This is a genomic window from Arthrobacter sp. 05N429 (assembly GCF_056397045.1).
In genome coordinates this window covers 445,563-457,012 of sequence record NZ_JBFTMQ010000002.1, presented here as the reverse complement: position 1 = coordinate 457,012, position 11,450 = coordinate 445,563, and the positions used below count along the sequence as shown (strand labels likewise).

The 11,450-nt window shown below is 62.2% G+C and carries 10 protein-coding genes and 2 tRNA genes; 9 read left to right on the top strand and 3 right to left on the bottom strand.

Translation table 11 applies throughout. The features are described from left to right. Positions 1-32 precede the first annotated feature (32 nt). From gyrA to AC1DF4_RS06025, 6 genes are all read left to right on the top strand, one after another. On the top strand, positions 33-2,744 hold the full coding sequence (gene gyrA / locus AC1DF4_RS06050) for a DNA gyrase subunit A (RefSeq protein WP_476912026.1): 2,712 nt from the start codon (positions 33-35) through the stop codon (positions 2,742-2,744). Then, on the top strand, positions 2,741-3,391 hold the full coding sequence (locus AC1DF4_RS06045) for a DUF3566 domain-containing protein (protein WP_476912025.1): 651 nt from the start codon (positions 2,741-2,743) through the stop codon (positions 3,389-3,391). The genes gyrA and AC1DF4_RS06045 overlap by 4 nt, the downstream gene beginning before the upstream one ends. Before the next feature lie 98 nt (positions 3,392-3,489). After that, positions 3,490-3,563 (top strand) — tRNA-Ile (locus AC1DF4_RS06040). A gap of 64 nt (positions 3,564-3,627) precedes the next feature. Then, entirely contained in the window at positions 3,628-3,750 is a 123-nt protein-coding gene (locus tag AC1DF4_RS06035) for a DLW-39 family protein (RefSeq protein WP_442853887.1), read from the top strand. Between the two features lie 72 nt (positions 3,751-3,822). After that, positions 3,823-3,898, top strand: a tRNA-Ala gene (locus tag AC1DF4_RS06030). Between the two features lie 988 nt (positions 3,899-4,886). Further along, a complete protein-coding gene (locus AC1DF4_RS06025) occupies positions 4,887-5,855 on the top strand; it encodes a hypothetical protein (RefSeq protein WP_476912024.1) in 969 nt (322 codons plus the stop codon). 146 nt (positions 5,856-6,001) lie between these two features. On the opposite strand, the gene AC1DF4_RS06020 is transcribed toward AC1DF4_RS06025, so the two are convergent. Further along, positions 6,002-6,238, bottom strand: coding sequence for a type II toxin-antitoxin system Phd/YefM family antitoxin (locus AC1DF4_RS06020; protein WP_476912023.1), 237 nt, complete (start codon positions 6,236-6,238; stop codon positions 6,002-6,004). A 331-nt stretch (positions 6,239-6,569) separates the two neighbouring features. On the opposite strand from AC1DF4_RS06020, the gene AC1DF4_RS06015 reads away from it, so the two are divergent. Next, complete coding sequence (locus AC1DF4_RS06015) at positions 6,570-6,854, top strand: hypothetical protein (RefSeq protein ID WP_476912022.1); 285 nt, start codon at positions 6,570-6,572, stop codon at positions 6,852-6,854. Positions 6,855-6,923: 69 nt separating this feature from the next. Further along, complete coding sequence (locus AC1DF4_RS06010) at positions 6,924-7,628, top strand: toll/interleukin-1 receptor domain-containing protein (RefSeq protein WP_476912021.1); 705 nt, start codon at positions 6,924-6,926, stop codon at positions 7,626-7,628. A gap of 127 nt (positions 7,629-7,755) precedes the next feature. Here the strand turns inward: AC1DF4_RS06010 and AC1DF4_RS06005 are convergent, their stop codons facing one another. Next, positions 7,756-8,406 carry a helicase associated domain-containing protein gene (locus AC1DF4_RS06005; protein ID WP_476912020.1) on the bottom strand — a complete coding sequence of 217 codons (651 nt, stop codon included), beginning with the start codon at positions 8,404-8,406 and terminating at the stop codon, positions 7,756-7,758. Positions 8,407-9,559: 1,153 nt separating this feature from the next. Between AC1DF4_RS06005 and AC1DF4_RS06000 the strand changes: the two genes are divergently transcribed. Then, entirely contained in the window at positions 9,560-10,315 is a 756-nt protein-coding gene (locus tag AC1DF4_RS06000; RefSeq protein WP_476912019.1) for a hypothetical protein, read from the top strand. A gap of 175 nt (positions 10,316-10,490) precedes the next feature. Here AC1DF4_RS06000 and AC1DF4_RS05995 read toward each other — a convergent pair whose 3' ends face one another. Continuing rightward, positions 10,491-11,384, bottom strand: a complete 894-nt coding sequence (locus tag AC1DF4_RS05995) for a DNA/RNA non-specific endonuclease (protein WP_476912018.1) — start codon at positions 11,382-11,384, stop codon at positions 10,491-10,493. Positions 11,385-11,450: the final 66 nt, after the last annotated feature.

The following is an 11,450-nucleotide window of genomic DNA, read 5'->3' as shown; positions in this document are numbered from 1 at the left end:
CTGATATATACCTGAAACGGAAAATATAGACTATGAGTGACGAAACACCAGAAGTTCCGGCCGGACCGGCCGACGGCGAGACCGTGGTTGAGGGCACCGTACTGGAAACCGATGTGCTGGTTGACCGGGTGGAACAGGTTGACCTGCAGACGGAAATGCAGCGCTCCTACCTCGACTACGCGATGGCTGTCATCGTGGGCCGAGCCCTTCCGGATGTCCGCGATGGGCTCAAGCCTGTCCACCGCCGGGTGCTCTACGCGATGTTCGACGGCGGCTACCGCCCGGAGCGCTCCTTCAACAAGTGCGCCCGCGTGGTCGGCGAAGTCATGGGCCAGTACCACCCGCACGGTGACACCGCCATTTACGATGCGCTGGTCCGCCTGATCCAGGACTGGACCATGCGCTACCCGCTGGCGCTGGGCCAGGGCAACTTCGGCTCTCCCGGCAACGATGGGGCAGCAGCACCGCGGTACACCGAAACGAAGATGGCCCCGCTGGCCATGGAGATGGTCCGCGACATCGACGAGGAAACCGTCGATTTCCAGGACAACTACGACGGCAAGAACCAGGAACCCACCATCCTGCCGGCCCGCTTCCCGAACCTCCTGGTGAACGGGTCCTCCGGCATCGCCGTCGGCATGGCCACCAACATCCCGCCGCACAACCTCCGTGAGGTTGCCGACGGCGTTCAGTGGTACTTGGCCAACCCCACGGTCAGCCGCGAGGAATTGCTCGAAGAGCTGATCCTGCGCATCAAGGGGCCCGACTTCCCGACCGGCGCCACCATCCTGGGCCACAAGGGGATCGAGGACGCGTACCGCACCGGCCGCGGCTCGATCACCATGCGCGCCGTCGTTAATGTCGAGGAACTCCAGGGCCGCACGTGCCTGGTGGTCACCGAGCTGCCCTACCAGGCCAACCCGGACAACCTGGCGATCAAGATTGCCGAGCTGGTCAAGGACGGGAAGATCTCCGGTATCGCCGACCTGCGCGATGAAACCTCGGGACGCACCGGCCAGCGTCTGGTGATCGTGCTTAAGCGCGATGCCGTCGCCAAGGTGGTGCTGAACAACCTCTACAAGCACACCCAGCTGCAGGACAACTTCGCCGCGAACATGCTGGCAATCGTCGACGGCGTTCCCCGTACGCTGAGCCTGGATGCGTTCATCCGCCACTGGGTCACGCACCAGATGGACGTCATCGCGCGCCGGACCCGCTACCGCCTCCGCAAGGCCGAGGAAGAAGCGCACATCCTGCGCGCCCTCCTGAAGGCACTGGACGCCTTGGATGAAGTGATTGCGCTCATCCGCGCCTCGAACACCACCGAAGCCGCGCGCGACGGCCTGATGGAACTGCTGGACATCGACGATCTCCAGGCCCGCGCCATCCTCGATATGCAGCTGCGCCGCCTCGCTGCCCTGGAACGCCAGAAGATCCAGGACAAGCACGCCGAACTGGAAGCTGCGATTGCGGAATACAACTCGATCCTCGCCTCCGAGGAACGCCAGCGCCAGATCATCAGCACCGAACTGGCCGAGATTGTCGACAAGCACGGCGATGACCGCCGCACTAAGGTCCTGCTGGGCTTCGACGGTGACATGTCGATGGAGGACCTGATCCCAGAAGAGGAAATGGTCGTCACGATCACCCGCGGCGGCTACGTCAAGCGCACCCGCAGCGACAACTACCGCTCCCAGCAGCGCGGCGGCAAGGGCATCAAGGGCGCACAGCTGCGCGGCGACGACGTCGTCGAGCACTTCTTCGTGACCACCACCCACCACTGGCTGCTGTTTTTCACCAACCTTGGCCGGGTTTACCGCGCGAAGGCATACGAACTCGTGGAAGCCGGCCGCGACGCCAAGGGCCAGCACGTGGCGAACCTCCTCGCGTTCCAGCCGGACGAGCACATCGCCCAGGTGCTGGACCTGCGGGACTACCAGCAATCGCCGTACCTGGTGCTGGCCACCAAACGCGGCCTGGTGAAGAAGACCCGCCTGGAGGACTACGACACCAACCGCTCCGCGGGAGTCATCGCGATCAACCTTCGCGACAGCGACGAGCTGGTCTCCGCCCAGCTGGTCTCGGAGACGGATGACCTGATGCTTGTCTCCCGCATGGGCCAGTCGATCCGCTTCACGGCCACCGATGAGGCGCTGCGCCCGATGGGCAGGGCCACCTCCGGTGTCACGGGAATGAAGTTCCGCGAGGACGACGAACTGCTGGCTGCCGACGTCGTCACTGACGGCTCCTTCGTGTTTATCGTCACCGAGGGCGGCTATGCCAAGCGCACCGCCGTCGAGGAATACCGCCTCCAGGGCCGTGGCGGCCTCGGCATCAAGGTCGGCAAGTACCAGGAGGAGCGCGGCCACCTGGTGGGCGCGCTGATCGTCCAGGAAGAGGACGAGGTCCTGGTGGTCATGGAAGGCGGCAAGGTGGTCCGGTCCTCCGTGGCCGGAGTGCCGGCCAAGGGCCGCGACACTATGGGTGTCATCTTCGCCAAGCCGGACAAGAACGACCGCATCATCGAGGTGGCGCGCAACAGCGAACGCGGCCTCGAGACCGAAGAGGGTGCCGAAAGTGATGGTGCCGAAAGTGAGTCATCGGCGGCGGATGACGTAACGTTGGCTGAAGATAACGGATCCCTCGAGGGGTCCGCAGCGGAAGAATCAGCACCGGCCCCGGAGTCAGATGAGTCATCAGGCAATGCCGAGCTGGACGAAGACAACACCGGAGGTAACGCGTGAGTAATTCCGACTCATATCCCAAGCCGAACAGCGGCGTTCCCGGCGGAGTGCGGCAGCCTGCCGCCGCCCCGCGGGTCAGCGCCCCGTCCCGCCCCGAGCAGCGCCCGGGAGTAGCGGGCGGCGCCAACGGTGCGGCCCAGCGGCCCCAGGCGCCGGGGCAGCGTCCCACACAGGGACGCCCGCCGGCTCCGGGGCAGCGCCCGGCCGCACCCGGACAGCGTCCGGACCAGAGCCGTCCGGGCCAGAGCACGGCAGGGCTGATCAAGCCGGCACCCAAGGCCAAGGTCCGCCGCGCCCGCCTGCTGGTGAGCAAGGTTGACCCCTGGTCCGTCTTGAAGATGGCCTTCCTGCTCTCCGTGGCCCTGGGCATCGTGACCGTCGTGGCCGCGATTGTGCTGTGGACCGTTCTGGACCTGACCGGTATCTTCGATCAGGTCGACGGCCTCCTGGGGACACTGGCCGGTTCCGAAGGCGGCGGCTTCGAATTGAAGAAGGTCGCCTCGCTGGGACAGGTGGCATCCTTTGCCACCATCATCGCCGTTATCAACGTAGTTCTGCTGACGGCGTTGTCAATGCTCTCGGCGGTGCTGTACAACATCTCGGCCACCCTCGTGGGCGGCATCGGCGTCACCCTGACGGACGACTAAATCCCGTAGTTTTCCCGGAATTTTCCCGGGGAAATGCCTCGATTTGAGATCGGGCCGGGATGTGCTGTAAAGTCGTATCTCGGCCCGATGAGGCATCGGGGCGTATAGCTCAGGCGGTTAGAGCGCTTCGCTGATAACGAAGAGGTCCCAGGTTCAAGTCCTGGTACGCCCACGGAATCTGTACGGATTCAAGTGGAGGTTCGGTTGATATTTGTTTATCGCTGAACCGGAACGGGGTGCATGTGAAGAAGTTGCTCGTTGTTGCAGCTACGATCGCAGGCGTCCTGCTCTACAAGAAAGTGCAGGAATCCGAAGCCCGGAAAACGGTCTGGAGCGAATCAACCGATACGGTTGACTAGCCCGGATTCCCCGGATCGGGAGTTGGAAGACAGCTCGTCGAACTAGGGTATGATTGTCGGGTTGCTTCTTATGGGGGCATGGCGCAATTGGTAGCGCACCTGCTTTGCAAGCAGGGGGTTCGGGGTTCGAGTCCCCGTGCCTCCACCATAGGGAATAGTGAAAGAGCCAGGCGGCTAGGACGCCTGGCTCTTTTGTTTTGCCCGGCATGACGCGGATTTTGCCACTGCTCACGGATGTCTTGGCCTCCCAATGAAAGTCCGCGAGGACCCAGGGCTGTAGTATTTCGGTAAATTCTGGTAGTAATGCGTGTTGGGTTCGGTGTGCCCCGTGTGCCCAGTGATTAGGCGGAATCTGGTCCTTTAGCTCCCTAGGTGCGCCCGGCGTGCGTCCGGCACCGACCCGGGAGATGCCAGACCCAGATTTCGCCGAAGCTGCCGGCGACAGCGGATGCGAGTCGTCGTTCAGCCCTTGGCGGCTGAAGAACACTCTGCAATCATGAACGCAACATGCGGGGAGGGATGACTCAATGTCTCGTCTTGATGAGGAAGCCCGAGCGTACAGAGAAGAAACAGTTCTGCGTATACGGAGGGGCATCCGGGCGGCCCAACTCCGGGTCACCTTGGACCAGCTACGGGGACGTCAGACGCCCGACGCCGCGAAGCGCCCGGCTCAGCGAACGCTCCCGAAACTGCCGTCTCCATTCGATACTTTGCGAACGCCGGATGGGAAGCTTCGAATGCATCCGGCGTCACGGCTGGAATGGCTCTGCATTTGCGCCGTGGGATCAGGTCCGCTCAGTTGAGGGTCGCCCTGGACGAGCAGCGGGGCCGTCCGACTCCCGAGGCTGTGAGGAGACTGGCCAAGAGAAAGCATCCGACATGGTAAGTCGTGGGCTTGCCCTTAGCGTGGACGCTGTCCCCATGGAACAGATCGAGGTGTTGTCGTCTTTGTGGTCCTGCACGGGCTCACAGGATGCCCCCACCGCGAAATGCTCGTTTCGGGTCGTGTGCGAGGGTCGGTATTTAGGAGGCGCTTCGGGAGCGCCGGCAGCACACCGGAGGAACCTGGTTTCGTTATCGGTGAATCACTCCGCACCCATACCCGGGCCGACACCGGCCGGAGAATCGGACGGCTGGTGGTGACCACACGGACGGTGTTCTCGTTTCAGCTCGAGAAGGCCCTGGAAGACTACCTGGAGGCACATCTGTCGCTTCCCGGGCAGCGCCTGTTGATCATCGGAAGGCAGGTGAAGAGGGGAAAACAGATAAAGCGGGGAACGCAGGTTATAACGGTCGGAGCGCGAATCGATTTGCTCGCGATCGACTCGACTGGTGTCATCTACATCATCGAACTGAAGCTGGGCGAAGCCAGCCAAAGCATCATTGCCCAAATTCTCCGCTATCGCCGCAGGATTAAGCGGATGGACAGGGAGGAGCTCATTCGCGACGTAGAGGACGGCCGTCTCAAGATCAACTTGGTGAAGGCCTTCCAGCGGCGTTTCGGTCACCCGTTGCCAGAGACGGTAAACGAATCTCAGGTACTCGTCATCGTCGCAGCCTCTATCGACCCGAAAATCACTGACTCCATCCTGGATCTGCTGGAGACGTGCTATACGGTCGCAACATTCCGGTACGTCGTCCGGTCAGGCGCACTCAGTTTCATCCCGTGCTGTCGCAGCGACCAGGACGTGGCTGAAGGCTCACACCTGGAGCCAATCGCGTCGGCGCCTCCCAATCGCACCGTTGTGGCGCCAGGTCCAACCATTCGGGTGCCCGTTGACGAGAACGCTCGACGGTTCTGGTCGGCTCATGCTCAGGATTTCGCGTCCGTCGTGACCTTCAGATTCATCTACGAGCGCTACGAACACTGGGTTCACGCGCAAGATGCCGAAGCGCGCCCCCGACAAGACGGACTGTTCGGTCGCGATCTGTCTGCGATCGTCTCCGAGTCCAACGAGTGGACCCACGTCTTCGTCCCTCCTCCTGGCAATATGGCTGCAAACGACACTCTCATGGCCCCGCCGTCAGTTCGGACCTGCCGCGCTCAAGGTCATTCCCATTCGGCATACCAGCGGAACCCCATTCACCGCGCCCCGGAACTTTAACTACGGTCACGCCATCCCGCCCTCTTGCCTGGCATCGTTCGGACTTCCTGCGCCGGTCGTTCATGGACATAGTGCGGACGGTCGGTCCGGCAACGGGCCATCATGGACACAGAGGAACATGGGGATGTCATGGTTCGACGATGGGCCTACGATCCCTTAGCGGCATTAGCTCCACGGACGGACTCCAGCGCCGACATGAGGCGCTGAGCGTTCCTCGGTGACCGAAGCAGGTAGCTCGTTTCCACCAGGGCGTCGAACTCGTCCTTCGACATCAAGACCGCGGATCCCCGTTTGGACACGATCTCGATCTCGGTGCGGTCGAGGTTCACCCGCTCGATAAGGCGGACAAGGTCACGTCGAGCCTCGCCCGTGGTTATCGCCATCTCTGCCTCCTGGTTGTACGCGACATGCGAGTACGCGGACCTCCCGTCATGGATTCTATTTTTGGTACAGCCTCTACTGTTTCCGCAGAGTCGGTCCTCCAGCTTCGCTACAGCAACATCTTCCAAAATTCGTGCCCGGATGAGATCGGATCAGATTTCGGCGACGGGGCCAGAACATAATCACCGGCCGACTTCCGCACGCACCCACGGGGTGCACTTCCTTGGCGTTTCGAGGCATTGTCGTCGGTGGTCGGTGGCGCACGGATGGAATCGAATACATATCCACATGTGGAGAAGTCTGTGGAGAACATTTATTCGATAATATTGAGCCGTGATCAATGCAGGCTCTCCCGAGGACATGGACCGGATGATGGCGCGCCTGGACGCCGACAAGTGCCGCCCGATGGATGACAGCTCCCCGATCCGGGACTTTCCGAAGTACGGCCGTCCCCTGGTGCAGGTCGGCAGCATTTACGGCAAGGCCGTGGCCTGGTCGCACAGCTACGGCCTGATCGAGTGGCTGGATTCCTCCGGCACATACCACTTGGGCTGGGCCCAGTCGTCCAGCATCAAGCGCGTGACGGAGGAGGAGTGGAAGGGCGGCAGCGGGCTCTAGCTGGAAACCTGGGCGCCGCGACAGCCCATGTGACTCAGATGTGTCTGCCGCGGCTGTTAGGATCCGGTCATGAGCAGGTGTACAGCGCCCCGCCAGGGCCACAGATCAGCAGCCGCGAGGGCCAACTGCCCCGCGTGCGGAGGCAGGAGCCACGGCTACTCCTCCCGTCCCTACTACACGCCCCAGCCGACCTACACTCCCCGGAGCAGTAGTGGCGGATCAAGCAGCAGCGGAGGTACGCGTCCGAGGTGGTCACCAAGCACCTCAACCGTCACCTACACCCCGGCTGAAGTGCAGGCCCTGACGCCTGTACGTCGCGCCGTCGAAGCCCGCGCCGGCCGGCCCGAACTTCGAGACGTGTTCCTTTGTCACGCATGGGACGACCGGCGCGGCACCGCCACGGATCTGCATGATCTCCTGGAGGCCGCTGGGGTTTCAGTCTGGTTCAGCGAGAAGGACATCGTGCTTGGGCAGCCGTTCCTGCGGGAAATCGACAGGGGCCTGGCGAAGTCCCGTACCGGCATCGTCCTGGTCACCCCCGCGTTGCTCAAGCGCGTGGATGGTGGCGGGGTGTCCGACAAGGAGCTTTCGGCGCTCCTTGCGCGTGACCTGCTGATCCCCGTTGTGCACGGGACGACTTACGACGAACTGCGGGACGTGAGTCCGTTGCTCGGCTCCCGAAACGGGCTGGACACGGCTGATGATTCGATGGCCGTTGTCGCTGCCAAGATCGCCGAGCTGGTCGCCGTGGAGGACGAGCTCGTAACTGTGTAGCCGCGCGGCGAAAGCATAGACACGACGAAAAGAGAGGGCAGTAGATCAACTGGCCCTCTTCTTCGTATGTTCCTGCAAGGCGCCAGCGAAACCGGCCGCAGCCTTCTAAGGTCGCAGAAGCGCGCTCCTATCGCCGTCGTGGCCTGCCGCGGGTCCTGCCGATCGCCCAGCCGGGAACTGCTTCGTCTAGAAGCTTGATCTTGGTCGGTTCGAGCTCGCCCCGGTGGTGCTTCTGCCGCTGGGCGTGGACCCACACGCCGAGGGTATGTTCCCGCTCAGAATCGCACTTCTTGTGGCGGGGCCAATCGTTGCCTTCCTCGCGGAAGTCCACGAGCTGGGCCAGCCGTCGGTGCCATCTGGCTTCCTCTGCCGCTGTTCTGGGGTTCGAGTCCCACCCGGGAACTCGGGCAAGGCCTTCGCCATAGGCCGAATGAAGGGTGCCTTGGGCCGCCTCGCGCCGACGGTCAGAGAACCACCGCGCCATTGACCGTTCGGACTTGTCCCTTGAGCTGTCACGGGGGAATCGACCTTCGGACGCAACCCACATGATGATCTCTTCCATGCGGGCAAGGGCCGCATGGGAGGGTCGGGGTCCGGTGTCGGCGGCGGCGAGATGTTCAGCCTCGAGCTCCGGGTCCCGGCGGCGAGCTATGACGAGGTGGTAGCCGACGGTGGCGGGCTCGGCGCCAACGAGGTCAGCGATGCGTTTCCGGCCCAGCCCGAGCCGGTACATCAACACCCATTCTGCGTCAGGAGCGCGCCGCAATTTGCTGTCCATGATGGGTGTCATCCTGCCACAGTGCCGGCTCGAAAGGCCCCCGGCGGGGGAGTGTTCTGATGCCACAGGGGCGTGAAGTGGGCGCTGAGCACGTTGTTCAGCATCCACCCCCGTCCGGCAGGGACGTCCAAACGAGTAATCGTCGACCAAACCAGCACCGCCCTGAGACATTCCCAGTCCCCAACTTTTGCCACTTATTCGGAGTTCTAGGGGGTTCTAGGGAAAACCGTAGAACCCCCTAGAACTTTGTATAACTGAGGGCTTGAACCCCGCGAAACCCCTACGGCCCCGCCCAGGTGAATATGGCAGTTTGATTCAGGACAGGTGAGACGGCTGGAACGACCGATGCCGCACCTCTTCGGCTTGGACCAAGACCCAGGAACGGATGCTCGCGAAACCGTCCCACAACTTCAGAAACGCGACACTAGATCCGAAGGATCAACCATTCTTGAACCGTATGCGACATATGCGGTTGTTGTTTACGTGACACACAGCTGCCCTCGTCGGGTGTGCGGCCGCTCCCATGGCCGTCGCGGCCGTCAGCTACAACGCGCCCAGCGCCGAGAAGTAGGGCCTCCCGAGGCAGGGCCGTTTCTGCGGGCTCCTAGGGACTGGGCTCCCTCCAGAACCAGGAGGTCCTCAAGCTTTACTCGACATCAGAACCGTCGACCCGTATTCGATTTCTCAGTCAATGGAGCGCAGCCGCAGAAGAAGGGCCTGAGTTCGTGATCGATCTCAGACCCTTCGACTTTCCGCTAGTTCAGGAAGCCAGTAGGCCACCAAGGCTCCGGCGCCAATCGCCCAAATTGTTTCGTATAGGTACTGCACGAACGTTCTCTGGTCGTTTTTACCGTTTTTGCTTGCTCCGGTCATAGTGCCCCCTTCCTTCTGCTTAAACGTCCTTAAGTGGATATTTCTCTCACTGAGAAGGCGTAGAAGCGTCAGAGCCAGGATTGCCACGGCCATCCCCAAGAGAGTGCCGAACTGAACGGCACCTACTAGCAGGCTCAGCCAGCGGAAATCAGATAATAGCAAGAACCGCTCGGTTGTAAAAGCCGTATATGCGCTCTGCGTCCGCATCTAGAGGGCTATCATTTTCCGAAGACGACTGCACGAATGTCATTTGCTGCATCCGAGTGCGAGCATGGGGTGCATGGCAAAGCAGGTGCGTGTCCCGAGGTCCGAGGTCGAGATCTGGTCCACCGGACTCATGTGGGTCGAGGCGGCGCAGATGCAGTGCGCAAGGTTCCGCCGTGTCTCGGCGTTCAACACGATCGCGCGGGTGGAGGCTGACTCGCGATCGCTGGCTGCTGTTCTCCCCGAGATGCGCAAGGGCCCGAATCCGCCGGTGCTGGTCCCGACCGTGGCGATGCACATGCAACAGAGGATCGAGAGGACGTTCCTGCTCTCTGCGATCAACAACGTGTTCCGTTCGCAGGACCGGCTCCTGGAGAAACCGAAGACCGCGATGAAGGAGGAGTCAGTACTGAGGGACCTCCGGAACATCTCCGAGCACTGGGACGAGCACGGGCGGTCAGCTAAGAACCTCTTGGAGACCGAACACGCCCAACTGTTCTTCAAGATACAGGAGAAGCTCGCCGCCATGCGCGGGCTCGAGGAGCTTTCGCGGTTTCGTACGCTGGCTGAGGAAGACCTGTGGGCGGTGTTCGAACTGCCGATGCCAGACAACAACGAGGTGTGGCTCTCGGGCATCCCGCTCACGCAAATCGAGGTCTGGCTCACCGATGTCAAGCAGTGCTTGGAGCGGGCACTGCGCGCGGCGGGCGAGCACGTCCCGGACATGATGGATTCGCATATTGACCGTGACGATGCGACCCCGTGGCCGGAGAAGAGGAGGCGGTACCGGCTCTGGCGCGAGGACATGAGGCGCGTGCCGGATTGGCGTTAGGACCTTATGGAGCAGGGCCGGTGCACCGCTAGTCCCGTGGTGTCGCTTTCCGAAGTAGTTTGCACCTGATCTCAGAAGCCGCCTGCACGGAACCCTGCTTCATATGCGATGCCCAAGGTGCAGCGACGATCGAAGATGCTGGTACCTCGCAGAAACCACTGGCAGAGCCGTACTCTTACTCGTTTAGCTCGAAGTCGAGATCAAGGTCCCGTGGTGTTCTCAAACGCCGCCACGTTGAAGCGACCCGGGCTGTGGGCAGGGTCGAAGCAATGGGCATCCGGTCCACGGCAGACAGTTGTTCCAGGTCCAGCCCGGTCAGCACCGCGATATCTCTGATGGGTACCTGGAATGTTCGGAACGGACCCAGTGGCGGAGTTTCGTCCAGTGCTCCTGGTCGGGGTACATCCGGAAGGTCCGCCAACTGGGGTGACTGGTCCACGACGTATCCGGTAGCGGCGAGGGAGCCATTGTGCATGAATGCGGCAACTTTGAAAAACTTCAGCGGAATCTGCACGCCGCGGTAGACGGGGTCGGTGTCATCGAAGATCGGGCCCGTGAAGACGACGAGGCGCCGGCTGTTGTCGGCTGCGTTGTCCTGCAGGTAGGACTCCAGGCCGAGCCAGAGGTCCATTCCCTGGTTAAATTTGGCCGCCTGCGGGGCTGCGTTCGTGTAGTGGAACGTGTCCGCGTTGGCCCGGGCGGCTTCCAACCGGGTGTCGCCCCAGACGGCCGATGCCCTGCGGACGAGGTGGCCGCGGTCGATGTCGTTGTGGGCGTAGACCGCCTCGCCGGTCTGCTGGTCCGCGCGCAGCCGCGGATCCAATTTCCACTGGATCCCGGACCGGTCCAGATCGATCAACTTGGTGCCGTCCATTCCGAGCGCAGTAACGGCTGCCAGGCGTTTGTCCAGCCGCATGAGGACGGAAAAGTGTGTGTAAGGGAGCAGGACCGACTCGACGCCGGGGAGGGGGGGAATGCCGACACGGGCACCGAGAAACTGTTCATCGAACCCGGGACGGTCGGAAATTTCCTCCATATTCGATGCGAGCGGGGCTTGCACTTCATCCATGGGCAGACCGTATCAGTGCCCGGCGACAGAAGGAGGTACACCTCCTGACTAGCTTTCTGAGTTTCC

Excerpts from the sequence above, each read along its gene's own strand:
- gyrA (WP_476912026.1), top strand. The coding sequence starts at position 33 with ATGAGTGACGAAACACCAGAAGTTCCGGCCGGACCGGCCGACGGCGAG.
- AC1DF4_RS06020 (WP_476912023.1), bottom strand. The coding sequence starts at position 6,238 with ATGGCGATAACCACGGGCGAGGCTCGACGTGACCTTGTCCGCCTTATC.
- AC1DF4_RS06010 (WP_476912021.1), top strand. The coding sequence starts at position 6,924 with ATGAGCAGGTGTACAGCGCCCCGCCAGGGCCACAGATCAGCAGCCGCG.
- AC1DF4_RS06005 (WP_476912020.1), bottom strand. The coding sequence starts at position 8,406 with ATGGACAGCAAATTGCGGCGCGCTCCTGACGCAGAATGGGTGTTGATG.
- AC1DF4_RS06000 (WP_476912019.1), top strand. The coding sequence starts at position 9,560 with ATGGCAAAGCAGGTGCGTGTCCCGAGGTCCGAGGTCGAGATCTGGTCC.
- AC1DF4_RS05995 (WP_476912018.1), bottom strand. The coding sequence starts at position 11,384 with ATGGATGAAGTGCAAGCCCCGCTCGCATCGAATATGGAGGAAATTTCC.